Origin of the sequence: Bradyrhizobium sp. Tv2a-2 (assembly GCF_000472425.1) — a bacterium.
Lineage (GTDB): Bacteria > Pseudomonadota > Alphaproteobacteria > Rhizobiales > Xanthobacteraceae > Bradyrhizobium.
The window spans coordinates 291,928-317,314 of sequence record NZ_AXAI01000009.1 but is presented as its reverse complement, the minus strand read 5'-3'; the positions used below and the strand labels follow the sequence as shown (position 1 = coordinate 317,314).

22 protein-coding genes are annotated in these 25,387 nt (G+C 65.0%); 6 read left to right on the top strand and 16 right to left on the bottom strand.

Annotated elements, in window-relative coordinates:
* Nucleotides 1–11 precede the first annotated feature (11 nt).
* On the bottom strand, nucleotides 12–908 hold the full coding sequence (locus A3AI_RS0121225; RefSeq protein ID WP_024517502.1) for a LysR family transcriptional regulator: 897 nt from the start codon (nucleotides 906–908) through the stop codon (nucleotides 12–14).
* Nucleotides 909–1,152: 244 nt separating this feature from the next.
* Here A3AI_RS0121225 and A3AI_RS0121220 point away from each other — a divergent pair, with 244 nt between their 5' ends.
* From A3AI_RS0121220 to A3AI_RS0121200, 5 genes are read left to right on the top strand one after another with little or no spacing between them, the layout of a single operon-like run.
* Complete coding sequence (locus A3AI_RS0121220; RefSeq protein WP_024517501.1) at nucleotides 1,153–1,629, top strand: formate dehydrogenase subunit gamma; 477 nt, start codon at nucleotides 1,153–1,155, stop codon at nucleotides 1,627–1,629.
* A complete protein-coding gene (locus tag A3AI_RS0121215) occupies nucleotides 1,626–3,176 on the top strand; it encodes a formate dehydrogenase beta subunit (RefSeq protein WP_024517500.1) in 1,551 nt (516 codons plus the stop codon). The genes A3AI_RS0121220 and A3AI_RS0121215 overlap by 4 nt, the downstream gene beginning before the upstream one ends.
* Nucleotides 3,177–3,188: 12 nt before the next feature.
* On the top strand, nucleotides 3,189–6,065 hold the full coding sequence (gene fdhF, locus A3AI_RS0121210; protein ID WP_024517499.1) for a formate dehydrogenase subunit alpha: 2,877 nt from the start codon (nucleotides 3,189–3,191) through the stop codon (nucleotides 6,063–6,065).
* 4 nt (nucleotides 6,066–6,069) lie between these two features.
* The gene (gene fdhD / locus A3AI_RS0121205; RefSeq protein WP_024517498.1) at nucleotides 6,070–6,912 is read left to right on the top strand and encodes a formate dehydrogenase accessory sulfurtransferase FdhD; all 843 of its coding nucleotides are present in this window, start codon (nucleotides 6,070–6,072) and stop codon (nucleotides 6,910–6,912) included.
* Entirely contained in the window at nucleotides 6,902–7,114 is a 213-nt protein-coding gene (locus A3AI_RS0121200) for a formate dehydrogenase subunit delta (protein ID WP_024517497.1), read from the top strand. Before fdhD ends, A3AI_RS0121200 begins: the two co-directional genes overlap by 11 nt.
* Here A3AI_RS0121200 and A3AI_RS0121195 read toward each other — a convergent pair.
* The 15 genes from A3AI_RS0121195 to A3AI_RS48805 form a co-directional block, all read right to left on the bottom strand.
* Entirely contained in the window at nucleotides 7,111–7,581 is a 471-nt protein-coding gene (locus A3AI_RS0121195) for a PaaI family thioesterase (RefSeq protein ID WP_024517496.1), read from the bottom strand. The genes A3AI_RS0121200 and A3AI_RS0121195 overlap by 4 nt on opposite strands.
* A 16-nt stretch (nucleotides 7,582–7,597) precedes the next feature.
* Nucleotides 7,598–8,182 (bottom strand): bifunctional transcriptional activator/DNA repair enzyme AdaA, encoded by a 585-nt coding sequence (locus tag A3AI_RS0121190; protein WP_024517495.1) that lies wholly within the window; start codon nucleotides 8,180–8,182, stop codon nucleotides 7,598–7,600.
* Nucleotides 8,183–8,275: 93 nt separating this feature from the next.
* Nucleotides 8,276–11,239, bottom strand: a complete 2,964-nt coding sequence (locus A3AI_RS0121185) for a bifunctional [glutamine synthetase] adenylyltransferase/[glutamine synthetase]-adenylyl-L-tyrosine phosphorylase (protein ID WP_024517494.1) — start codon at nucleotides 11,237–11,239, stop codon at nucleotides 8,276–8,278.
* Nucleotides 11,236–12,699 (bottom strand): sensor histidine kinase, encoded by a 1,464-nt coding sequence (locus A3AI_RS0121180; RefSeq protein ID WP_024517493.1) that lies wholly within the window; start codon nucleotides 12,697–12,699, stop codon nucleotides 11,236–11,238. Before A3AI_RS0121180 ends, A3AI_RS0121185 begins: the two co-directional genes overlap by 4 nt.
* On the bottom strand, nucleotides 12,683–13,363 hold the full coding sequence (locus A3AI_RS0121175) for a response regulator transcription factor (RefSeq protein WP_036049017.1): 681 nt from the start codon (nucleotides 13,361–13,363) through the stop codon (nucleotides 12,683–12,685). The genes A3AI_RS0121180 and A3AI_RS0121175 overlap by 17 nt, the downstream gene beginning before the upstream one ends.
* A gap of 276 nt (nucleotides 13,364–13,639) precedes the next feature.
* A complete protein-coding gene (locus A3AI_RS0121170; protein ID WP_024517491.1) occupies nucleotides 13,640–15,202 on the bottom strand; it encodes a Do family serine endopeptidase in 1,563 nt (520 codons plus the stop codon).
* A gap of 228 nt (nucleotides 15,203–15,430) precedes the next feature.
* The gene (locus A3AI_RS0121165; RefSeq protein WP_024517490.1) at nucleotides 15,431–15,913 is read right to left on the bottom strand and encodes a cytochrome c-type biogenesis protein; all 483 of its coding nucleotides are present in this window, start codon (nucleotides 15,911–15,913) and stop codon (nucleotides 15,431–15,433) included.
* 3 nt (nucleotides 15,914–15,916) lie between these two features.
* Nucleotides 15,917–17,899 carry a heme lyase CcmF/NrfE family subunit gene (locus A3AI_RS0121160; protein WP_024517489.1) on the bottom strand — a complete coding sequence of 661 codons (1,983 nt, stop codon included), beginning with the start codon at nucleotides 17,897–17,899 and terminating at the stop codon, nucleotides 15,917–15,919.
* On the bottom strand, nucleotides 17,896–18,393 hold the full coding sequence (gene ccmE / locus A3AI_RS0121155) for a cytochrome c maturation protein CcmE (protein WP_024517488.1): 498 nt from the start codon (nucleotides 18,391–18,393) through the stop codon (nucleotides 17,896–17,898). Before ccmE ends, A3AI_RS0121160 begins: the two co-directional genes overlap by 4 nt.
* Nucleotides 18,394–18,421: 28 nt before the next feature.
* Nucleotides 18,422–19,522 (bottom strand): c-type cytochrome biogenesis protein CcmI, encoded by a 1,101-nt coding sequence (gene ccmI, locus A3AI_RS0121150; protein ID WP_024517487.1) that lies wholly within the window; start codon nucleotides 19,520–19,522, stop codon nucleotides 18,422–18,424.
* A gap of 134 nt (nucleotides 19,523–19,656) precedes the next feature.
* A complete protein-coding gene (locus A3AI_RS0121145) occupies nucleotides 19,657–19,926 on the bottom strand; it encodes a hypothetical protein (protein ID WP_024517486.1) in 270 nt (89 codons plus the stop codon).
* Between the two features lie 87 nt (nucleotides 19,927–20,013).
* On the bottom strand, nucleotides 20,014–21,411 hold the full coding sequence (locus A3AI_RS0121140) for a hypothetical protein (protein ID WP_024517485.1): 1,398 nt from the start codon (nucleotides 21,409–21,411) through the stop codon (nucleotides 20,014–20,016).
* Between the two features lie 162 nt (nucleotides 21,412–21,573).
* Nucleotides 21,574–22,950, bottom strand: a complete 1,377-nt coding sequence (locus tag A3AI_RS0121135) for a sensor histidine kinase (RefSeq protein ID WP_024517484.1) — start codon at nucleotides 22,948–22,950, stop codon at nucleotides 21,574–21,576.
* Between the two features lie 88 nt (nucleotides 22,951–23,038).
* On the bottom strand, nucleotides 23,039–23,710 hold the full coding sequence (locus A3AI_RS0121130; RefSeq protein WP_024517483.1) for a response regulator transcription factor: 672 nt from the start codon (nucleotides 23,708–23,710) through the stop codon (nucleotides 23,039–23,041).
* A gap of 252 nt (nucleotides 23,711–23,962) precedes the next feature.
* The gene (locus A3AI_RS48805; RefSeq protein ID WP_198030159.1) at nucleotides 23,963–24,115 is read right to left on the bottom strand and encodes a hypothetical protein; all 153 of its coding nucleotides are present in this window, start codon (nucleotides 24,113–24,115) and stop codon (nucleotides 23,963–23,965) included.
* Nucleotides 24,116–24,403: 288 nt separating this feature from the next.
* On the opposite strand from A3AI_RS48805, the gene ku reads away from it, so the two are divergent.
* Complete coding sequence (ku, locus tag A3AI_RS0121120) at nucleotides 24,404–25,384, top strand: non-homologous end joining protein Ku (RefSeq protein ID WP_024517482.1); 981 nt, start codon at nucleotides 24,404–24,406, stop codon at nucleotides 25,382–25,384.
* Nucleotides 25,385–25,387 lie beyond the last annotated feature (3 nt).

Below are 25,387 nucleotides of genomic sequence, written 5' to 3'. Positions count from 1 at the left end.
AGGGTTTGAGACTACGCCGTCTGCAGCGTCGGTGCCACTTCCCGCGCCACGTTGACCAGCGCGGCGATCAGCGGCGTCATCGGATCACGCTTGGGGATCACAAGGCCGATTGAGTAATCGACCGCTGGATCGACGATCGGGATGCTACGGACGGCGTCCTCCAGCCCCAGCGTCTCCGCAAGCTTGGCCGGCATCACGCTCGCCCAGCGGCCAGTCTTCACATGGGTGAACAAAACCAAGAGCGAGTTCGATGTCAGGCTCGGCGTCGCCTCGGCGCCGACCGAGCGCAGCGCGCGGTCGATGATACGGCGGTTCTGCATGTCGGGAGTCAAAAGGCAGAGCGGCACCTGGCCGACCTCCTTCCAGGTCACCTGCTCGCGGTCGCCGAACATGGCGTCGGGCGCGGTCAAGAGACGATAGCTCTCGTTGTAGAGCGGGATGGTGCGGACATTGCCGATCGGCTCATTCTCGATATAGGTGAGCCCTGCATCGACCTCGAGATTTTCGAGCAGGCCCAACACGTCAGCCGAGGTGCAGGACTGGATGCGAAAGCGCACGTCGGGGTGGCGGGCGCGGAACGGCGTGGTCAGAGAGGCGACCATGCCGAGCGCGGTGGGGATCGCCGCGATCCGGATTTCGCCCGACAGCTTGTCCTTGAGCCCGTTGATCTCCTGGCGCATCGCCCGTGTATCGCCGACGATCCGCCGCGCCCAGTCCAACACCCGTTCGCCTTCCGGAGTGAACCCTTGGAAGCGTGAGCCGCGCTGCACCAGCATCACGCCCAGCACTTCCTCGAGCTGCTTGATGCTGGTCGACATCGTGGGCTGGGTCACGCCGCAGGCTTCCGCCGCGCGCCCGAAATGCCGCTCCTTTGCCAATGCCAGCAGAAGTTCGAGCTTGTCGATCACGAAGACAACCTTTGCAGCCTGTTGACGTCGTCAACACCCATAACACGGCCGATTTTTGGGCAACACGCCAAATGCGCGGCAGCGCTCTGCACCCGCCTGCATCCGCTTCATCAGTTTTTCATATCACACGATTTCAATTTCCGATTAATCGGCTTACGCAATCGCACCACGGGACAGCTTTATTGATGTTCAAGCGAAATCAGGCTCTCATGAAAAAAGCCATCACTTGCTGATTGAGGAAGCCATGACAACGCCATACGAACCATGGGACAAAGCGCGCGGCGCCGAGATTATCGCGGAGCACGCGAGCATCGAGGGCGCAACAATCGTCATTTTGCACGCGCTCCAGGAGGCCTTCGGCTATGTGCCGGAACCGGCAATTCCCATGGTGGCCACGGCCCTCAATCTTTCGCGCGCCGAAGTTTACGGCGTGTTTACCTTCTACCATGACTTCCGCAAGGAGCCCGCAGGCAAGCATGTGCTGAAGCTGTGCCGCGCCGAGTCCTGCCAGGCCGCCGGTAGCGAAGCGCTTGCCGCGCGCGCCGAAAAGCGGCTCGGGGTTGCTTGCGGAAGCACCACACCCGACCGCCGTGTGACGCTGGAGCCGGTTTACTGCCTCGGCCTCTGTGCGATCGCGCCCTCGGCCATGCTGGACGGCCGCCTGGTCGCACGGCTCGACGCGGCCCGGCTCGATGCGCTGATTACTGAGCTGCAACGATGACGCTTCGCGTTTTTGTTCCCCGCGATGCTGGCGCGGTCGCGGTCGGCGCCGACGACGTTGCCCATGCCCTGGAGACGGCCGCGGCGGCCCGCGGACTGGCGATCGATCTTGTTCGCACCGGATCGCGCGGGCTCTACTGGCTGGAGCCGATGGTCGAGGTGGCGACACCGGCCGGGCGCGTCGCGTTCGGACCCGTCACGGCAACCGAGGCGGCGTCCGTGCTGGAGGCCATCATGGCCGATGGCCCCCATCCCCTGCGCCAAGGACTTGCGGAGGAGATCCCCTGGCTGAAGCGGCAGACGCGCCTCACCTTCGCCCGCTGCGGCATCATCGACCCCGGCTCGCTCGACGACTACCGCGCCCATGGCGGCTACCAGGGTCTCAAGCGTGCCCTTGACCTCGGCCCTGCAGCGACCCTCGCCGAGGTCACGGCCTCAGGCCTGCGCGGCCGCGGCGGCGCCGGCTTTCCGACCGGCATCAAGTGGAAGACGGTGGCGGACACCACGGCCGATCGCAAATTCATCGTCTGCAACGCCGACGAAGGCGACAGCGGCACCTTCGCCGACCGCATGATCATGGAAGGCGATCCTTTCCTGGTGATCGAAGGCATGACCATTGCGGGCCTCACTGTCGGCGCCAGCAAGGGCTACATCTACATCCGCTCGGAATATCCCCACGCAGTGGCCGCCATGAATGCCGCAATCGTCGCAGCGCGGCGCGGCGGCTATCTGCGACCCCGCAGCGGCAACTCTACACGGGGTTTTGACATCGAGGTTCGCGTCGGCGCCGGCGCCTATGTCTGCGGCGAGGAAACCTCGCTGCTCGAGAGCCTGGAGGGCCGCCGTGGCCTGGTCCGCGCCAAGCCGCCGCTGCCCGCGCACAAGGGCCTGTTCGGCAAGCCCACCGTCATCAACAACGTGCTGTCCTTCGCGGCGATCCCCTTCATCCTCGCCAACGGGGCAAAAGCCTATGCCGATTTCGGCATGGGCCGCTCACGCGGCACGATGCCGATTCAACTCGCCGGCAACATCCGCCATGGCGGTCTGTTCGAGACCGCCTTCGGCGTCACGCTTGGCGAACTCGTCGATGACGTCGGCGGCGGCACGGCCACCGGCCGCCCGGTGCGTGCGGTGCAGGTCGGCGGTCCGCTCGGCGCCTATTTTCCGCGACCCCTGTTCGACACGCCGTTCGACTATGAGGCCTTTGCCGCGCGTGACGGCCTGATCGGCCATGGCGGCATCGTGGTGTTCGACGACACTGTCGATATGGCCAAGCAGGCGCGCTTCGCCTTCGAGTTCTGCGCCGTCGAATCCTGCGGCAAATGCACGCCCTGCCGGATCGGCTCGACCCGCGGCGTGGAGACCATCGACAAGATCCTGAAGGGTCAGCGCAGCGCGGACCAGGTCGCGCTGATCGAGGACCTCTGCAACACCATGAAACTCGGCTCGCTTTGCGCACTCGGCGGCTTCACGCCCTACCCTGTGCTGAGCGCGCTGAAACATTTCCCTGCGGATTTCAGGCCGCAACAACTCCAGGCCGCGGAATAAAGGACGAAAGCCATGTCGCTCGTTGAGGAAACCGATTTCGGCACGCCGCGGTCGAAGTCCGACAAGCTGGTGACGCTGACCATCGACGGTCAAAGCGTCACGGTGCCCGAGGGCACGTCGATCATGCGCGCGGCGATGGAAGCCGGCACGCAAATTCCAAAGCTCTGTGCCACCGATATGGTCGACGCTTTTGGCTCCTGCCGCCTCTGTCTCGTCGAAATTGACGGACGCGCGGGCACGCCGGCCTCCTGCACCACGCCGGTGATGCCGGGCCTTGTGGTCCGCACCCAGACCGAGCGGCTGAAGAAGCTGCGCAAGGGCGTGATGGAGCTCTACATCTCCGACCACCCGCTGGACTGCCTCACCTGTGCTGCCAACGGTGACTGCGAGCTGCAGGACATGGCGGGCGCAGTCGGCCTGCGCGACGTGCGCTATGGCTATCAGGGCGAGAACCATGTCTTCGCCGAGGCGTGCGGCGAAGCCAACGCGGCCTGGATGCCGAAGGACGAAACCAACCCCTATTTCACCTATGACCCCTCCAAGTGCATCGTCTGCTCGCGCTGCGTCCGCGCCTGCGAAGAGGTGCAAGGCACGTTCGCGCTGACGATCTCGGGGCGAGGTTTCGACAGCCGCGTCTCGCCCGGCATGAGCGAGAGCTTCATCGGTTCGGAATGCGTCTCCTGCGGCGCCTGCGTACAGGCTTGCCCGACCGCGACGCTGACCGAAAAATCGGTGATCGAGATCGGCCAGCCCGAGCACTCGGCCGTCACCACCTGCGCCTATTGCGGCGTCGGTTGCACGTTCAAGGCGGAGATGCGCGGCGAGGAAGTCGTGCGCATGGTGCCCTACAAGGACGGCAAGGCCAATCGCGGCCATTCCTGCGTCAAGGGCCGCTTCGCCTGGGGCTACACCACCCACAAGGAGCGCATCCTCGAGCCGATGATCCGCGAGACCATCAACGACCCCTGGCGCGAAGTCTCCTGGGACGAGGCGTTCGGTTTCGCCGCGGCGAAGTTCAAGGCGATTCAGGCCAAATACGGCCGCGATGCCGTGGGTGGCATCACCTCCTCGCGGTGCACGAACGAGGAAACCTATCTGGTGCAGAAGCTGATCCGCGCGGGCTTCGGCAACAACAATGTCGACACCTGCGCCCGCGTCTGCCATTCGCCGACCGGCTATGGTCTTGCCACCACGTTCGGCACATCGGCAGGCACCCAGGATTTCGATTCCGTCGAGGATACCGACGTTGTCATGATCATCGGCGCCAACCCGGCGTCGGCGCATCCGGTGTTCGCCTCGCGGCTGAAGAAGCGGCTGCGCCAGGGCGCCAAGCTGATCGTGATCGATCCGCGCCGCACCGAAATGGTGGAGTCAGCGCATGTGAAGGCGCTGCATCTGCCCTTGATGCCCGGCACCAATGTTGCCGTGCTCACCGCGATCGCGCATGTCGTCGTCACCGAAGGCCTTGCCAACGAAGCCTTCGTGCGCGAGCGCTGCGACTGGAGCGAGTTCGAGGATTGGGCGGCGTTCGTCTCGCTGCCGCAGAACAGCCCCGAAGCCACCGCTGGTGTGACCGGCGTCGACCCGACGGACCTGCGCGAAGCCGCGCGCATTTACGCCACCGGCGGCAATGGCGCGATCTATTACGGGCTCGGCGTAACCGAGCACAGCCAGGGCTCGACGACGGTCATCGCCATCGCCAACCTTGCGATGGCGACCGCAAATATCGGCCGCTCCGGCGTCGGCGTGAACCCGCTGCGCGGCCAGAACAACGTTCAGGGCTCCTGCGACATGGGCTCGTTCCCGCACGAACTGCCGGGCTATCGCCATATCGCAGGCGACGCCGTGCGCGAGCAATTCGAGGCGGTGTGGAACGTCAAGCTCAATCCCGAGCCAGGCCTGCGCATTCCCAACATGTTCGACGCGGCGATCGAGGGCACCTTCATGGGCCTCTATGTGCAGGGCGAGGACATCCTGCAATCCGATCCCAACACCAAGCACGTCGTGGCGGCGCTGTCGGCGATGGAATGTGTCATCGTCCACGATCTCTTCCTGAACGAGACCGCGAACTACGCCCATGTATTCCTGCCGGGATCGACCTTCCTCGAGAAGGACGGCACCTTCACCAATGCGGAACGGCGCATCCAGCGCGTGCGCAAGGTGATGACGCCGCGCAATGGACTCGCGGACTGGGAAGTCACCATTGGCCTCGCCAAGGCGATGGGCTTTGACATGCACTACAATCACCCATCCGAGATCATGGACGAGATCGCGGCGCTGACGCCGACCTTCGCCGGGGTCTCCTTCGCCAAGCTCGACGAGCTCGGCTCGGTGCAATGGCCCTGCAACGAGAAGGCGCCGGAAGGTACGCCGATCATGCACATCGACGGTTTCGTGCGCGGCAAGGGCAAGTTCGTCGTGACCGAATATATCGCGACCGACGAGCGCACCGGGCCGCGCTTCCCGCTCCTGCTCACAACAGGCCGCATCTTGAGCCAATACAACGTGGGGGCACAGACCCGCCGCACCGAAAACGTGGTGTGGCACAGCGAGGATCGGCTGGAAATTCATCCGCACGATGCCGAGCAGCGCGGCGTGCGTGACGGCGACTGGGTCCGGCTTGCCAGCCGCGCCGGCGAAACGACGTTGCGCGCGCTGATCACCGACCGCGTCGCACCGGGTGTCGTCTACACCACCTTCCACCATCCGGACACGCAGGCCAACGTCATCACCACCGACTATTCGGATTGGGCTACCAACTGCCCCGAATACAAGGTGACGGCGGTGCAGATCTCCCCGTCGAACGGACCAAGCGACTGGCAGAAATCCTATGACGAGCAAGCGCGCCATTCGCGGCGCATCGCACCCGTCGTGGAAGCGGCGGAATAGGCGAATGCACAGGCCGGTGCGCAGCGTCAATCGGCAGGTCTGGCGCGACGGCCGCCAGCTCGAAGGCGCGCGCACCGTTCCGGAGGAGACCGCGCTGGCGCTGACCTACAATGGGGGCACCTACGCCGTGATGATGGGTACACCGCAAAACCTGACGGATTTTGCGGTCGGCTTCAGCCTGAGCGAAGGCATCGTGCAGACGCCCGATGATATTCAGTCGATCGAGCTCGTCGATCTCGGCGAGGGCATCGAGCTCAGGATGTGGCTGCAGGACGAGAAGGCAGCCCATCTCGGCGAGCGACGGCGGCAGATCGCCGGTCCCACCGGCTGCGGCCTGTGCGGCATCGACTCGATCTCGGAGGCGCTGCGGCCCGCCGCCGCAGTGCCGCAAGGACGACGATTCTCGCAAGCCGAGGTGATGACGGCGATGCAGAGCATCGCGCCGCTGCAGGAGATCAACATCGAAACGCGCGCCGTGCACGCGGCCGCATTCTGGACACCGAAGCATGGCGTCGTCGCCCTGCGCGAGGATGTCGGACGCCACAATGCGCTCGACAAGCTCTGCGGCGCGCTGGCACGGGCGCACGTCGTTGCAAGCGAAGGGCTGGTGCTGCTGACCAGCCGGGTGTCGGTCGAGATGGTGCAGAAGGCTGCAAGCCTTGGCGCAACGGTCATGGTCGCCGTCTCCGCCCCCACCGCGCTCGCGGTACGGATGGCAGACGCCGCTGGCATCACGCTTGTGGCGGTTGCCCGCGCCGACGGTTTTGAAATCTTCACCCACCCCGGGCGGATCACCGCCAAGGCGGGCGTGAGTGAAACAAACAAGGAAATCGAAGATGTCGCCTGACCGGCTGATCTACATGGCCAACCAGATCGGCAAGTTCTTCAACAGCCAGGGCCACGACAAGGCGGTGCCCGGCATCGCCGAGCACATCCGTAAATTCTGGGACCCGCGGATGCGCTCCGCCATCCTTGCGCATCTCGACAAGGGCGGCGAAGGCCTCGAACCCAACGTCCGCGACGCGCTGACGACACTGAAGAAGGCCTAGCTCGGGAAAACAAGACACGTCGTGGTGCCGTGCGCGAGCAATCGGCCGTTGCCGTCCACGACGCGCCCTTCCGCCGTGCCGACGCGACGGCCACAGCTCAGCACCCTGCCCTCAGCCCTGACCTCGCCGGTCTCGGGCGTGATTGGGCGCAGAAGCGAAATCTTAAACTCGAGTGTCGTCTGGCTGACTCCCTTGTCCAACATCGATTGGACGGCCAGTCCCATGCAACTGTCGAGCAGCGTCGCCGTGAGGCCGCCATGTACGGTGCCGGCCGGATTGAGGTGGGCAGCGGTCGGAACGAGCGTCACCACGACGCGGCCGCTCTCCGCCTCGGCAATATCATAGCCCAGCGTCTGAGCGATCGTATTGAGAGGCAGCGCGCCGCTCGCAAGGCCATGCACGAACTCAAGCCCACTCATTTGCTTCTGTTTTTCGGCACTTACAGTCCCGTAAGTCTTGATCGTCATGGGCTCTCCACCAAGTTTAGCGCGTTGCAGTTTTGGGCGACGCCGATGCTCGTTTCCGGACAGCTGAGGGAGGCTTGCCGTAGAGCCTGGCAAACGCAGCGGTCAAACGCCGCGCGCTGGAAAAACCTGCGCGCTCGGCGATGAGGCCGATCGGAAGATCAGTACCGTCGAGGAGATGTTTGGCGCGGCGTATACGCAGCGAGAGTGCGACTTGCAGCGGCGACGCGTCGAGATGCTCAGCAAAGAGCCGTGATAAATGACGTGATCCGACCCCGAGCCGTTGGGCAAGCTCGTCAACGTCACCACGGTCAAGCGCGCCACTTTCGATCAGGGTCAACGCGCGCTCGACCGTCGTCCTTGTACCCTTCCAGGCGGGACAGAACGGAGCGGTTTCTGGACGGCATCTCAGACAAGGCCTGAAGCCGCCACGCTCCGCCGCCGCCGCGCTGCGATAGAAGCTGACATTGCGCGCCAGCGGCGTTCGCGCCGGGCACACCGGGCGACAATAGACGCCGGTCGTCTTGACCGCCACAAACACCACTCCGTCCCACGCGGAATCGCGGCGTCTAAATGCTTCATATTGGGCGGCGAAGTCGAGCATGGAGCCGCTATACCGGCCCCGGCGTTCCAACGCGAGTTGGATGTGGAGATGATGTCCGAAAACGACCGGCGCTCCGATCATGACGTGCGCGCTTTACCGCCCTTCCACGATCACCCCGAACAGCCGCCGCACCTCGGCCTGGGTCTCCTTCATCCGCGCCTCGAGCGAGGAGAAATCCGGGGCGTCGCCGGCGCGGGCCATGACGTGCAGGAGATCGTCGCCGGCAGTTTCCGGGTTGAAACGCTCGCTGACGCAGAGCCGCAGGATCTGGGTCAGGTCGTGATAGAGCCGGACGGCCGCGCGCAGCACCTCGGCGGAGGCATGCGGCAGCACCCCTAACTGCTCGGCCTTCTCCAGCACCTCGAGCGTCGAGACGTCGAGAATCTCGGGCTTCTCGGCGCCATGCACGAGCTGCAGATATTGCGCGATGAAATCGATGTCGAGCGTGCCGCCGGCCGCATATTTCAAATTCCAGAGATCATCCTCGCCCTTCTCCTGGGCGATCGCCCGGCGCATGTCGGCGACATCGTGGGCAACGCTCGCAGCATCGCGCGGTCGCGTCAGCGCGGTGCGAATGACCGCCTCGATGCGGCTGCGAAACCCTGGCGAGGCCGAGATCACCCGCGCACGTGTCAGCGCCATGTGCTCCCAGGTCCAGGCTTCGTGCTCCTGGTAGTCTGCGAACGAGGCGATGTGGGACGCAAGCGGCCCGGCACGGCCCGAGGGGCGCAGCCGCATGTCGATCTCGTACAGCACGCCGTAATTGGTACGGATGGTGAAGGCCGAAATCAGCCGTTGGGTGAAGCGCGCAAAATAATGCGCGCCATGCAGCGACTTCTCGCCGTCAGAGTCCGGATTTTCAGGGTCGAAATCGTAGAGCAGGATCAGGTCGAGATCGGAGGACGCGGTCATCTCGCGGCTGCCGAGCCGGCCCATCGCGAGGATCGCGGTCTCCTGCCCCCGGATGCGGCCGTGCTGGGCGGCAAAGCGATCCGTCACCAGGCCGTGGACGGTGTGCACGATGCCCTCGGCGACGTCGGCAAAAGCCGTGCTCGCCTGCTGGGCGGACACCGTGCCGGAGAGAATGCGGGTGCCGATCAAAAACAGGCTCTCCTGGCCGAACAGGCGCAGGCGGTCGAGAAATTCTTCGTAAGCAGCCGCCTCCTTGAGCGTCGCCGCGAGCCGGACCGACAATTCGCGCTGGTCGGGCATGGCGCCGAAGAAGCGCGGATCGATCAGCCCGTCCATCAATTGCGGCTGCCGCGCCAGCATGTCGCCGAGCCGTGGCGCAGCCCCGAGCACCAGCGCCACCAGCGCGACCAGGTCGCGGTTCTGGCTGAGCAGCGTGATCAGCCGGCCGCCGCGCTGCAACGCCTGCAGGAAGCGGTCGAAGGCCGCGACCGCGCGATCGGGCTCGTCGGCGTGCGCAAGACCATCCATCAGCGCCGGCAGGAATTCGGCAAAGGCGGCGCGCGTAGATTCCGTTCGAAATACGCGGTACTCGCCGCGCATCCACTCCAGCACGGTCTCGGCAACCTTCCCCGGCTCCTCGAAGCCCATGGTCGCGAGATGGTTCACCAGACGCTGGTCTTCGGGTCCGGCGCCATAATTGATCGGTGGCAATTTCACAGTGCCGGTCGGGTCGTCGCCCTCGAACAGTTTGCTGTAATGCGCCTGAACGATGTTGAGCTGGGCAAGCAGGTCGCTCGCAAACGCCTCGCGGCTGTCATAGCCGAAGAACTGTGCAAAGCGTTCCACTGCCTCGACCTCCTCGGGCAGGCTGTGGGTCTGCTCGTCGGCGACCATCTGCAGACGGTGCTCGACGCGGCGCAGGAATTGGTAGGCCGCGCTCAGCTCGTCGCGCGCCTCATGGGTGATCCAGCTGCTGCTGGCGAGCACCTCCAGCGCCGCCAGGGTCGGGCGCACGCGCAGCTCCGCGTGGCGCCCGCCGGCGATCAATTGCTGGGTCTGCGCAAAGAACTCGATCTCGCGGATGCCGCCACGGCCGATCTTGACGTTGTGGCCTTCGACCGCGATCTCGCTCTGGCCGCGATAGGTCTGCATCTGCCGCTTCATCTCGTGGACGTCGGCAAGCGCGGCGAAATCCAAATGCTTGCGCCAGACAAAGGGCGAAAGGTCCGCGATCATCGCACCGCCCTCGATGAGATCGCCGGCACAGGGGCGCGCCTTGATCATCGCCGCGCGCTCCCAGGTCCGCCCTTCCCGCTCGTAATAATGCAGCGCCGCGTCGGTGGAGATCGCGACCTGTGTCGAGGCCGGATCGGGCCGCAGCCGCAAGTCGACGCGGAACACATAGCCGTCGCCGGTGCGCTGCTGTAGGAGCCGCGCCAGGCCTTGCGTGATGCGGACGAAGAAGGGCTGCGGCTCGATGTCGCGCGCCAGCGTCGGCGCCTTGGGATCGAAGAACACGATCAGGTCGATATCGCTGGAATAGTTGAGTTCGTCCGCCCCCATCTTGCCCATGGCCAGCACGAACAGTCCGCTGTCCTGCTCCGGCCGCTCGTGGTCGGCGGGTGCCAGCCGGCCCCGCACGGATTCCTGGCGGAGCAGATAGCGCAGGCCCGCCTGCACCGAGGCGCAGGCAAGCTCGGTCAACGCCGCGGTCACCCGCATCACCGGCCAGACGCCGCCGATGTCGCACAGCGCGATCAAGAGCGCCGCCTCCGCCTTCAGCCGGCGCAACAGCCGCATCACCTCGGTCTCGCCGGGCGCGGCAAAGACCTCGCCGAACGCGGTCTCGATCAGCGCCGCGAGATGGCGATCCGGATCGCTGCGCAAGAGCCGGATCAGGCGGGCTGCATCGCTGCGAACGAGGTCGAACAGATAGGGCGAAAACGCGACAATGCCGAGCAGAACCCGTTTCGCTACGGGGGCCTCGAACAGCGCGTCGAGCGCGGCCGACTGCTCCGGCTCCAGCTCGGCGAGCCAGTCAGCCAGTTTCTGTTCGGCCTGTTCTGAGGCGGCAATATAGGGTGCTTCGACGAACCGCGCGGCCAGCCTGAGTTCGTCCGCATTGCCGGGCGCGGAGGCAGTCATGCCACCTTCTGTGGCACATCCAGCGTTTGAGCCGCAAGCCTCTCACTGGCCCCGTTCCGGAAGGGAATCGCCAGCGTCGCCACGAGGCCGGGGTGAGCATCGCTCAACCTCAGCTCGCCGCCGTGCAGCGTTGCGACCGCAGAGGCGAGGCTCAGACCGAGGCCGGAACCGGGCTGGCTGCGACTGGAATCGAGCCGGACGAAGCGCTCCACCGCATGCTTGCGGTCGGCCTCAGGAATGCCGGGGCCGTGGTCGGTGACACTGAGCAGCACCGTATCGCCCTCGCGCCGCGCTTCGATCAGGATCTGCCTGGTGTCGAGGCTGACGACCGTACCGGGCTGCGGGGCCTGCGCGGGCTTGCCGTACTTGATGGCATTCTCGACCAGATTGGCGAGCGCCTGGCCGATCAGCTCGCGGTTGCCGTGCAGCGGCGCCGGCGCGGTCTTCAGCCGCAGCGTCATGCCGTCGTCTTCGGCGAGCGGTTCATAGAGCTCGTGAATGCCGCTTGCGACGTCGGCCGCGTCGAAATCATCCATGTTGCCGCGCGCCTGTCCCGATTCCGCGCGCGCAATCATCAGAAGCGCATTGAAGGTACGAATGAGGCCGTCGGATTCCTCGATGGTGCGCTCCAGCGCCGCGCGGTAATCGGCCTCGCAGCTCGATTTGGCGAGCGCGTCCTCGGCGCGATTGCGCAGGCGTGTCAACGGGGTCTTGAGGTCATGGGCGATATTGTCCGAGACCTCCTTCAGGCCCTTCATCAGCGCCTCGATGCGCTCGAGCATGGCATTGAGGTTCTCGGCGAGGCGATCGAGTTCGTCGCCACTGCGGCCCACCGGCAGCCGCCCGCTGAGGTCGCCCGTCATGATGCGCTGGGTCGTACCGGTCATGGCATCGATCCGCTGCAGCACCCGCCGCGCGACGAAGATGCCGCCGAGGATGCCGAGCACCACGACGACCAGCACCGACCATTGCGCCGCCTTGGCGACGATGACGAACATGCGACGCCGCTCGTCGAGGTCGCGTCCGATCAACAGGCGAATGCCGTCTGGCAGCTCGGTGACGCGCACCAGCGCGCGATGGTCGGAGCGGTCCTGGTCCTCGAGCCGGCGATACGCGGTCTCGGACCAGCCGATGGTACTTATCACGCCCGGCGCGAGCGAGCCGACATTGCCGGCGATCGCTACACCCGTTGGCGTGGTGACGAGATAGAGATTGGAGCCCGGCCGCAGCGCGCGGCTTTCGATGTTGAAGACGAGACCGCGCAGGCCGCGGCGATTATAGATGTCGGTAATCTCGCCGACCTCAGCATTCACCGTCGTGGTGATCTGCTCGGTGATCAGTCTCCGGGTGTTCCAGGCGAAATAGCCGACCAGGGACGCAGCAAAAAGCGCAAACAGAAACAGATAAAACAGCGTCAGCCGAAACGCAGTGGTTCGGACCAGTTTACCGAATGCCGTCACGGATCATGTACCCGGCGCCACGGATGGTATGGAGCAGCGGCCGATCGAAACCCTTGTCGATCTTGGAACGCAGCCGCGAAATATGCACGTCGATCACATTGGTCTGCGGATCGAAATGATAGTCCCAGACATTTTCCAGAAGCATGGTGCGGGTCACCACCTGCCCGGCATGCTTCATCAGATATTCGAGCAGCCGGAACTCGCGCGGCTGCAGGGTCAATTCATCCTTGCCGCGCGCCACGCGGTGCGAGAGGCGGTCAAGCTCGAGATCCCCGACGCGGTAGGTGGTTTCCTCGCTCGGACCGACATTGCGGCGCGACAACACCTCGACCCGCGCCAACAGCTCGGCGAATGAATAGGGCTTCGGCAAGTAGTCGTCGCCGCCGGCGCGCAGGCCCTTGATGCGGTCGTCGACCTGGCCGAGCGCGGAGAGAATGAGCACCGGCGTGCGGTTGGCCTTGTCGCGCAGCGCACCGATCACCGACAGGCCGTCGCGCTTGGGCAGCATGCGATCCACCACCAGCACGTCGTAGTCGCCGCCCTCGGCCATGGCCAGGCCCTCCTCGCCGTCACCGGCGAGATCGGCGATGTGACCGACCTCACGGAACGCCTTGACGAGGTAGTCGGCGGACTCGCGGTCGTCTTCGATGATCAGCAGGCGCATTTGCTTGTCGGACGTGCTCAAAGTTGTTCGACTTTCCTTCAACATGGCGCGAGCTGCTCGTTCGTGCAAGGTTTGGAAAGAGCGCGCCTCACGCCATCAGGTTGATCGAAAAAAGTGGGCGGTGAAGCTGGGGGACCTCACCGCCCTTTACCCTTCCGACGGAGGGGGGCAATTCCACCGGAAGGTTTGAGGCGGGAGCGGACATCGAGCCCGCTCCCGGGAAAGAGCCGTCGGCGGGGGCGACAATGCCGGCGACACCCTCCATCTGGTAAGCGCCTAACCCTTGGCCAAGGGGACTGCGACAAAACGCGACTGGCCGCCGGTCTTCACACGCATCAGGACGCTGTTCTTGTTGTCGGAACGCGCCGCATTGATCGCCTCGCGCACGTCGTTGGCGCTGGTCACCGTCTTGCCGGCGACCTCGAGAATGACATCGCCTTCCTTGAAGCCGCGCTCGGCGGCCGCACTCTTCGGGTCAACATCGGTGACGACGACACCATCCTTGCCAGCGCCGGCGACGCTTGTGGCGGGCGCAACCGTCATGCCGAGCTTGGGCACGTCGGTGCCGCGGGTGGCCTTGCCGCCATTGTCGTCATTGCCGTTGTCGGCCTTGGCCTCGATCGTGTTCGGCAGCTGGCCGAGCGTGATGTTGACGACCTTGTCCTGGCCCTTGTGCAGCACGTTGAGCTTGATCGCGGCGCCCGGCGCCATGCCGCCGATGGTGCGCGCCAGCTCGCGGGCATCCTTGACGTTATCGCCGTTCACCGAGGTGATGACGTCGCCGGATTCGATGCCGGCCTTGGCCGCCGGGCCATCCTTCTGGGGTTCGGCCACCAGCGCGCCTTCCGCCTTCTTCATGCCGAGGCTGTCGGCGATGTCCTGGGTGACGGGCTGAATCTGCACGCCGATCCAGCCGCGGCTAACGGAGCCCTTGTCCTTGAGCTGGGCGACGACGCTCTTCACGGTCGACGCAGGAATAGAGAAGGCGATTCCGACGCTGCCGCCGGAGGGCGAATAGATCGCGGTGTTGACACCGACGACGTCGCCATCGACGTCGAAGGCCGGACCACCGGAATTGCCCTTGTTCACGGGCGCATCGATCTGGATGAAATCGTCATAGGGACCGTTGCCGATGTCGCGGCCCATGGCCGAGACGATGCCGGCAGTCACCGTGCCGCCAAGCCCGAAGGGGTTGCCGACCGCGAGCACCCAGTCGCCAATCCGCGGCTTGCCGTCGGCGAGCTTGGCGAAAGCGAAATTCGAGCCGCCCTCGACCTTGATCAGCGCGAGATCGGTGCGCGCGTCGGTTCCAATCACCTTGGCGCTGTAGGTCTTGCCGTCGTCGGCCGTCACCTCGACCTTGCTCGCGCCGTCAACCACGTGGTTGTTGGTCACCGCATAGCCATCGGCCGAGATGAAGAAGCCCGAGCCCTGGCCCGTGATCACGCGCTTGCCGCCGCCACGCAGGCCGGGCGGAAGGTCGCCGCCGCCGAAGCGGCGGAAGAAACGCTCCATGGGGGAGCCCGGCGGGAATGGCGAATCATCGTCGCCGTCGTCGTTCTTCGCGACCTTCTCGTTGATATTGACCTTGACCGAGATGACCGTGGGTTTCACCCGCTCGACAATGTCGGCAAAGCCGATCGGCCGCTGGCCCGTGGCCTCGGCATGCGCCGGGGTGGAGAACACGTTGACATCGCGCACGGGGCTGAAGCCATAGGCCGCGACACCAAGGCCGGCGACCACCGATGCCATCAGCGCAAACTTCCGCGCCGACAGCAATGTGCGGCCCGGTTGCCGATAGGATGGGAACGACGAGAGGTCGGTCGGACGATCGGTCATAAAGCTTTCTCCAGAGCCTGAGCTGAAATGTCCCACGGGTGCGCTTGAGCGCACCATTCGCGTGTGAAGATGGGGAGTAACGCCTTACAGCGCGCTGGCTACGGAGTTAAACTTTTGTAATGAAGGCCGTTACTGATGCGGCAGTTCATCGCAGGGCGCTAAGGCCCTGCGATGGCAAGGAATTTCCGCGCCCAACGAAAGGTCGGGAATGAATGCCAAACGCAGATGTCACGACTTTTCGGCCGGTCCATCGGCGGACATCAGCGCCGCAAGCTTTGCCTCTTCCTCCGCCGAAAGCGAGGAGGCGTCGGATGCGCCTTTTGCCCGCCGCCGCGTGTGCATCCACAACACCGCGCCACCGCCGAACAGCAGCAGCGGCGGAACCAGCCAGAGCAGCAGAGTCTGCCGCTCGAATCGCGGTTTCAGGAGCACGAACTCGCCATAGCGCGCCACCAGGAAGTCGATCACCTGGGAATCGCTATCGCCGGCGGCGATGCGCTCACGAACCAGAAGGCGCAAATCGCGCGCCAATGGCGCCTCGGAATCGTCGATCGACTGGTTCTGGCACACCATGCAGCGCAATTCGTGCGAGAGGTTGCGCGCGCGTGCCTCCTTGGCGGGATCGGCCATCATTTCGTCGGGCAGCACGGCATGCGCGGCCGAAAGCCCGATCGCCGCAAGAAGACAGAGGCTGGCGAGCAAGCGTCGCATGCTCTACTCCGCCGCCTGCAGGCCGCGCAGCGCCTTCGCGGCCTTGGGCACGCCGACGCGCAAACGCCGGTCGGACAGCGACAGCATGCCGCCGAAGGCCATCAGCACGGGGCCGAACCAGATCAGGAGCACCAGCGGCTTGTGGTAGATGCGGACCACGGTGCCACCGTCGGCCGAGCTATCGCCGAGCGAGATATAGAGCTGGCTGAAACCGCGGCTCAGCAACGCGGCTTCCGTCGTCGACATGCCGCGCGTGGTGAAACTACGTTTCGAGGGCGTCATCGTGCTGAGCGGCTCGCCGTCGATCGAGACCATGAAGCTCGCGACCTGCTCGCGATAATTCGGTCCCTGCCGCTGCACCACTCCGTTGAGGGTGAGCGAATAGCCGGCGACGTCGACGGTGTCGCGCGGCTTCATGGTGCCGATAAATTCGCTGTTCCAGGTCGTCTCGCAGACGATTCCGATCAGCGCGACGCCGATGCCGGCATGCGCAAAGGCGGTACCCCAGGCCGAGCGCGGCAACCCGCGCGCCCGCCGCAGCGCGATGGCAAACGGCACGCGGAATAATCCGGTGCGCTCGGCAATATCGGTGATCGCGCCGCCGATCACGAACACCGCGAGCCCAATGGCGAGCGGTGCGAGCGCAGCACCCCCGCGCGCCCAGGCCCAGGCCAGCGCGATAGCCGATAACGCGGCGATGCCGGCGGCGGTCAGGCGTTGCGTCGCGGCCAGGAGATCGCCGCGCTTCCAGGCCAACATCGGCCCGAACGGAACCGCGGCCATCAAGGGCACGAACAAGGGAGCAAAGGTCAGATTGAAGAAGGGCGCGCCGACCGAGATCTTGTCGCCGGTCAGAACCTCCAGCACCAGCGGATAAAGCGTGCCGACCAGCACGGTCGCGCAGGCCGTGGTGAGGAAGAGGTTGTTGAGGACGAGCGCTCCCTCGCGCGAGATCGGCGCGAACAGGCCGCCTTGCTTCAGCCGTGAGGCGCGCCCGGCAAACAGCGTCAGACTGCCGCCGATGAAGACGCAGAGGATCAAGAGGATGAACACGCCGCGCGTCGGATCGGTGGCGAAGGCGTGCACCGAGGTAAGCACGCCCGAGCGCACCAGGAAGGTGCCCAAGAGCGACAGCGAGAAGGTCAGGATCGAAAGCAGGATGGTCCAGACCTTCAGCGCATTGCGCTTCTCCATCACCAGCGCCGAGTGCAACAGCGCGGTGCCGGCAAGCCATGGCATCAGCGAGGCGTTCTCGACCGGATCCCAGAACCACCAGCCGCCCCAGCCGAGCTCGTAATAGGCCCAGTAGGAGCCCATGGCGATGCCAAGGGTCAGGAATATCCAGGCAAGCAGCGTCCACGGCCGCACCCAGCGGGCCCAGGCGGCATCAATGCGGCCTTCCAGCAGGGCTGCGATTGCGAAGGAGAATGAGATCGAGAAGCCGACATAGCCGAGATAGAGCATCGGCGGATGCACCGCGAGCCCAATGTCCTGCAGCACCGGATTGAGATCGCGACCCTCCATCGGCGGATTGGGAATGCGCAGGAACGGATTCGAGGTGGTCAGGATGAAGAGATAGAACGCGCTCGCGATCCAGGCCTGCACGGCCAGCACATGCGCGCGCAGGGACAGCGGCAGATTGTTGCCGAAGGCCGCAAGCAGGCCGCCAAACAGCGCGAGAATCGAGACCCAGAGCAGCATCGAGCCTTCATGACTGCCCCAGACGCCGGTGATCTTGTAGATCAGTGGTTTCATCGAATGCGAGTTCTCGTACACGTTGAGCACGGAGAAATCCGAGGTGACATGCAACGTCACCAGCGCCGCAAACGACACGCCGACGAACAGAAGCTGTGCGAGCGCAGTGGAACGCGCGACATTCATCAGCGCCGGATCGCGCCAGCGCGCACCCAGCAGCGGCACCGTGGACTGGATCAGCGCAAGTGCGAGCGCCAGCACCAGCGCATAATGTCCGCCTTCGACAATCATCGCGTCGCTCCCTGCCCCTGCCCGGCCTGCGCGGCCATGCCACCGCCCGGCTTGGCGGCGTAGTCGTCCTTCCAGTGCCCCTGCTTCTTCAGGGCATCGGCGACTTCCTTGGGCATGTAGGTCTCGTCATGCTTGGCGAGCACGGTGTCGGCTTGGAACACACCGGCGTTGTCGAGCGAACCCTCAGCGACCACGCCCTGCCCTTCGCGGAACAGGTCGGGCAGGAGCCCCTTATAGGCGACCGGCAGCTTGGCCGTGCCGTCGGCGACCTCGAAAGTCACGGCAAGATTGTCGCCGCGTTTGAGCGAGCCCGGCTGCACCAGGCCGCCGAGCCTGAAACGCTTGCCCGGCGCGATGTGCTGCTCGCCCACCATGGCGGGTGTCGAAAAGAAGACGATGGAGTCGCGCAGTGAATAAAGCACGAGCCCTGCGGCGAAGCCGAGCACGGCGAGTGCACATCCGATCATCGTCAGGCGCCGCTGCTTGCGTGTCATGAGCCTGCCCTGGAATTTCGTGTGACGTTCATCCGTCGATCCCGAGAGTCTTCAGCCCCTCGTTGAGCTGACGCAGGCGCTCGGCATCGTTGGCGACCGCCTGCCGGGCGTCGCTGAGCGCGCTCTTCGCCTTGTCGCGGTCGCCCATGACAAGATAGGCGCGCACCAGCCGCAACCAACCCTCGACATCATCGCCATTCTGCTTCAACCGGGTCGCCAGTCGATCGACCATGCCGCGGATCATGGCTTCGCGGTCGTCCGCCTTCATGTCCTGCGCGGCGGCGACCGTCTGATCCGAGAGAGCGGGCGCCGCCGGGCTGCCGACCCGCAGCAAGGCCGCCTGCACCAGCGGCCGCCACGGCGCATCGGGTGCAGCCTTGTCGAGCATGGCATGCCAGATCTTCGCCGCGTCGGCCTTGCGGCCGTCCTGTTCCGCGGCAAGGCCCAGGAAATAGCTCGCCTTGACCTCGTCGGCGTTGAGCGCGAGCGCGCGATCGAACTCACTCTTTGCCTCGGCCGTGACGACGCCGTTCGCGGCCGCAGCCAGGGCCTCGCCGAGATCGGCATGCCGCTCCGCGCTCTCGCCGCCATAGGTGAGCGAGTTGCGGAAGGCGCGCACCGCCTCGTCATAGCGGCCAAGCCGCAGCAAGACCGGCGCCAGCACGCTCCAGCCGCGGCCGTCGGTCGGGTTCTGTTCCAGATGCTGCTCGACCTGTGCAACCAGGCCGTCGAGCGGCTGGGCGTCCGGGGCACGGCTGCGTGCGGCCAAGGGAAAGTCCGGCAGGCGCGGCGAACCCATCGGCAGATAGACGGCAAGCGCCACCGCCGGCAGCCCGACCAGCGCCACCACCGCCGCGAGCCGGCGCAGCGCCTGGTTCGACTGCAGCGGCGGACTGTTCTTGGGGTCGGCGGCGGCAAGCAGGCGACGGCCGATCTCGGTGCGCGCAGCGTCGGCCTCGCCCGCCGCAATCAGGCCGGCAGCGAGGTCGCGATCGATCTCGACAAGCTGGTCCTTGTAGACGGTCGCCTCGCTCCCCTGGCTAGGCTTGCTGCCGCGCAGGCCGAGCGGCAACAAGACGGCGAAGATCGCCGCGGCCGTCATAAGCGCGAACACAAACCATAGCGTCATCGGGTGGGTTCCGGAGGGTGGGCTCACTTGCGCATGATTGTGCCGCTTTACACCACGGCTCCCGCTGCGGGCAATTGACAATTATCAAATTGCCGCCAGTGATCCCGTCTCGAAAGTCGAGCAATAGTAATTGTTTAGTCGATACGGAAGTCGGCGCTGCGGGCCGCGGGCTCGCCATGGCCGTTGAGGGCCATCAAATAATAGGTCCCCGGCCTGACCGCGGCCGGCAGCCGGATGCGGAGCGCGCCTGCCGGCAACGGCGAGGAGATGGTCGTGACCGGATTGGGCAGCTGCGCGCCGCTCGTGCTCTCCACCAGCACGACTTTCGCCGTGACCATCAGGTTCCGGTAGGTCGCCGTAATGACCTGATTCTCGAGTTCAATAAAGTTGATGGCTGAATTCATTTATCGAAGGGGCAATGCGTTTCACACCCATGACCGTACGAACCCGCCCGGCCTTCGTCAACCTGGAATTGTAGATATAGCGCTACTTTAACCAGCGCGCGAAGCGGACTTGCGTTCGCCGGTCAGCGCATTTTCGGCCGCCCGGCTCATCAGCGACGCATAGTCACGGCCGAACAGCGCCTCGCAGAACTTGATGGCCGCGGCCACCTGCATCTGTCGGTAGGCGCGCGCCCTCACGTCGCTGCCGCGCAGCGATTGCACCAGCGCTTCCGTCGCCTGCTCGACATATTGCTGCAGGTCGGAATAGGTCCGCAACGTCACCTCGTTGATGGCGAGCTCGCTCGCATAGGTGCGGCAGACCGCGACGAAATCGATCAGCGCGACGACCTCGTCGACATCGGCGGTGTCAATCCGGGCGCCGGCGACGATGTCCTTGTCGGGGCGCTGGCGCAGGATGCGGCGGACGCGGCCGGGCACGCTGTCGATTTCCGACTGCAGCGCGTTGGAAATCTCGGCGCGGATCGACGTCAGCTGCCTGCCCCAGGTCGATTCGGTGCGCAGGTCGAGCTCGGTGCGCAGGCCCCGCACGCCGTCGTGCAGCGCCTTGAGATTTTCGGCGACATTGGCGAAGTGGCCGCGCCTGATGTCGGCCCGCAGCCCCGCGGCGCGGCCCGACAGATCATGCAGCGCGATGGTCACGGCGACGCCGAGCGGGATGGCGGCGACGCGGATCTCGTCGTCTGACGCCGCCATCCTGATGGCGAGGCGGATGATCTGCCAGGGTGCGCTCAGGCGCTGTATGACGAGCGACAGGGCAAACGGCAACAGCATCGGTGTCTGCAGCGAGGGAACGTTGAGCCCGGCGAGCACCTGCTCCATCTGGGAGTCGCCGAATGCGCGCAAATAGCCGGGCAGCCTGCCATTGAGCCCGTCCAGCGCCTCGCGCGCCTGCAGCACGGCGCCAACCGACATCAGATCCTCGACGACGCTGGGCTGGCCGACACGGCTCAGCGCACGCTGCTTGTCGCCGCCGGCCGCGGGGCCCGCGATCTTGACGATGGCCTCGGCCGTGGCGAGCTGGAGCTTGCGGACGGCTATTTCGAGGTGCGGTCCCTTCCCGCCTTCGCCGCTTGCCAGCATCGCTTCGAATGCGCTTGCGTGCTCCGGTGCACCGTCACGGAGGAGCCACTGCCAGATCGGCACCAGCGAGCTGCGGCGGATCTGGCCCGGACGTGTTGGCATGCTGCCATCGACCAGGAACGGTTCCAGCGGACGGAACAGCAGTCGTGCCGGATCATCGCTGCGCGGCTGTGCGTCGTCGCTGCCGCGAACGATCTTGCGCAGCGCCTCGAGCACGAAGGTCGCGACCGCGGTGTCCTCGCCGCGCTCGAGCGCGCCCTCAAAAGCCCGCATCAACATCGCCTGCGATCGCGGCGGAAGCTGCGCGAGATAATCCTTCAGCCGCTCCTGTAACGTCTGGCTCATACGGACGGATCAGCACTTTCTGTGGCGCGGACGGTCACCGCGTACCTCGGCCACCATATGGGCCACGCCGTTAAGAAGTCCTTTAGGAATGACGAATTTAGGGCTAACGGCTTTGCGCCAAATCGACCGATAATCCGGTTTTTCGATGCAGCATACGCGGGTTCACATCGCAGGAAGGAGCAATTCGGCCCTCAAGCCTCCGATCGGCGCGGTGCCGAGCGACAGGCTGCCGCCATAGAGCGCGGCAAGATCGGTCACGATCGATAGCCCCAGCCCCGAACCGGGCTTGGATTCATCGAGCCGCTGCCCGCGGCGCGAGACCTGGGCGCGTTCGACCGCCGAGAGGCCGCGGCCGTCGTCATCGACAATGATGCGCAGCACCGGGCCCGCGCCGGACTCGGCGGGGCGCTCCATCAGCACCTCGATGAAGACCTGCGAGGACGCCCATTTGCAGGCATTGTCGACGAGGTTGCCGGCCATCTCCTCGAGGTCCTGCCGTTCGCCGCGAAAGCGGGCATGCGGGTCGGCCTTGACCTCAATGGTGATGCCGCGGTCGCGGTGGATCTTCTCCATGGTCCGCCGCAGCGCCTCGATAGCGGGTGCCACCTCGGTGACGGTCGCGACGATGGAGACGCGCGCGGCGATGCGCGCCCGCTCCAGATGGTGCGCTACCTGGTTGCGCATCACCTCGGCCTGCTCGAGGACCTTGCTGGCGAACGGATCGAGGCCATGGGCCGAGGCTTCGTTGACGATCACCGACAGCGGCGTCTTGATCGCGTGCGCGAGGTTGCCGACATGAGTGCGGGCGCGCTCGACAATGCCGCGATTGGCATCGATCAGCGCGTTGGTCTCGCGTGCGAGCGGCGCAATCTCGACGGGAAAATTGCCCTCCAGCCGTTCCGTCCGTCCCGAACGGATGTCGGCGATCGCTTCCGAGATGCGCTTGAGCGGCGCAAGGCCGAAGCGGACCTGGAAGATCGTGGTGAGCAGCAGCACGATGCCGAGCGCGGCAAAGGTGCCACCGAGATAATAATCGAAGCTGCGGGTCTCATCGAAAATCTCGCTTGCGTCGCCCGCCACCGCCACCAGAAACTTGCCGTCGGCGCCGAGATCGACCTGCCGCTCCACGATCCGCAGGGTCTGGCCCTCGGGCCCGTCGACATAGCCGATGCGGATCCCGGCAGGCGTAAGCTCGATGCCCTGGTCCTCGAGCTTGGGCAGCTTCTTGTCCCACAGCGAGCGCGAGGCGCGCACGTCCGGCTTGTCAGTATCGGTGCGGGTGATCTGCCAGTACCAGCCTGACAGCGGCAGCTCGAACAGCGGCTCGCCCAGCGACTGGAATTGCCGGTCCGGCGGCTCGTCCGGGGTTGCGACCTCGGCGATCAGCGTCCGCAGGTAGAGGTTGAGCCGGCGATCGAAGGCGCGCTCGGTCGCGTCCCGATAGACGGAGGAGAGAACGAAACCGGTGATGACGAGAATCACCACCACCCAGGCGGTCGCAGAGAGAAACAGCCGGGTCGCGAGCGAACTGCGGCGCATGGAATCACAATAACGAAAAGTGGTGCCGCAGGCCACGGTTCAAGCGAGAAAAGTAAACGCAGTATCGCGCCGCTAGTCCCGCCCTGGATCACGCCCCGTTCGGCGGCGGCGCCAGGAGATAGCCGAGCCCGCGCACGGTCTGGATGATGTCGACGTCGAGCTTCTTGCGGATGCGGCCCACGAACACCTCGATGGTGTTGGAGTCGCGGTCGAAGTCCTGGTCGTAGAGATGCTCGACGAGCTCGGTGCGCGAGACCACGCGGCCGGCATGATGCATCAGGTATTGCAGCAGGCGGTACTCGTGCGAGGTCATCTTGACCGGATTGCCCGAGACGGAAACCTTGTTGGTGCGCGTATCCAGCGCAACCGGTCCGCAGACGAGCTCGCTCTGCGCGTGTCCGGTAGCGCGGCGCAGCAGCGCACGGATTCGTGCCAGTACCTCCTCAAGGTGAAACGGCTTTGCGACATAATCGTCGGCGCCAGCATCAAAACCCTGCACCTTGTCGCTCCAGCGATCGCGGGCGGTGAGGATCAGGACCGGCATCGCGCGGCCGTTGCGGCGCCATGACTCCAGGACCGAGATGCCGTCCATCTTGGGCAGGCCGATATCGAGCACCACTGCGTCATAGGGCTCACTGTCGCCGAGATAGTGCCCCTCCTCTCCATCGAATGCCCGATCGACCACATATCCCGCATCGCTCAACGCGGTGGTGAGCTGGCGGTTAAGATCCGGATCGTCCTCAACAACGAGCAGGCGCACGCTTGCCTCCAAAGCTGAACTGCACGACTTCACGCCTTCAAGATGAGCGCTGCCGGCGTGAACCGCCCATGAACGGGCAAGCCCCGCAACGTTACTTTTTCGTCATGGAAAAAGAGTCCATTGGAGGGAATCTGGCTGCGCCGGTCGGACAACGACATCGTCAAGACGCGACCGGTTTACGCCGCCTAGCGCTGCCGCGGAAGCCCGCACAAGCGGTATGGACGTAGGCGCTGTGTCGCACCAGGCGGTGCGTCAGGTGCGGAAGAACACGAACCACACCACGGCCAGCACCAGGATCGCGAGCCCAAGGGAGACAGCAAGCAGGGCCGCGACCGACGGTCCGGGCTCGCCCTGCCGGGCCTGGGTCGACGTTTCGACGATCCGGTGCTCGTCCCGTGTTGCCATGGCGCCCTCAAATAGGCATGCGGTTGCTCGGGCTACGCGGGAGGCCCTGCGGCCCCGCCGCGCCTGTGAAGCCAACGCCAAATGCCTGACGATGTTCCGTTCTTTCTGCGTCTCGCCGTTCCCAGCCTTGCCGCCCTGCCTTGGCCCCTCGGCGGACGGTTAACGCCAACAGGAGAATCTCTGCTCCCCTTGCTTGTTTCCGCACCCCCGAATGTTATCCTTGCGGATTGTGGTCTGTTGCGTCCGCGAATTTGTCGGTTCTGGAGTTTGTCAGTTCTGGAGTTTGTCATGGCCCCACGCGCCAACTGGAAGGGTTTTCTGCGGCTGTCTCTGGTGACCTGCCCGGTGGCGCTGTATCCGGCGACTTCGGAATCGGAGAAAGTTTCCTTCAACCAGATCAACAAGAAAACCGGCCACCGCATCAAATACGCCAAGGTCGACGCCGAGACCGGCGAGGAAGTCGCCAATGACGATATCGTCAAGGGCTACAAGGTCGACACCGACACCTATATCGAGGTGACCAAGGACGAGCTCGACGATATCGCTCTGGAATCGACCCACACGATCGAGATCGACGAGTTCGTGCCCAAGAGCGACATCGACAGCCGCTACCTGATCCGCCCCTATTATCTCGTGCCCGACGGCAAGGTCGGCCACGACGCCTTCGCCGTGATCCGCGAAACCGCACGCAGCCTGAACAAGGTGGCGATCGGCCGCGTGGTGCTCACCAATCGCGAACACGTCATTGCGCTGGAGCCGCTGGGCAAGGGCCTGATGGGCACGCTGCTGCGCTATCCCTACGAGGTGCGCGACGAGAAGGACTATTTCGACGACATCCAGGACGTCAAGGTCACCAAGGACATGCTGGATCTCGCCAAGCATATCGTCGAGAAGAAGTCGGCCTCCTTCGAGCCGGATAATTTCGAGGATCATTACGAGGGCGCCCTTGTCGATCTCATCAACAAGAAGCGCGCCGGCGTGCAGCTTCCGGCCAAGGCGGCGCCGAAGACGAGCGGCAATGTCATCAACCTGATGGATGCGCTCAAACGCAGCCTGGCGAACGAAGGCGAGAGCGCGCCGGCCGCCAAGGCCAAGGAATCCAGCAAGGCTGCCAAGAAGCCAAAGAAGCGGATCGAGGGCCAGCGCGAGATGCTGCTGCCGATCAGCGGCAAGAAGGCCAAAGAAGGAGCAAAGGAAGGAACAAAGGAAGAGGCAAAGGAAACAAGGAAACCGGCGCGCGCCTCTGCCCGGTCGCGGAAGGCGAGCTGAGCC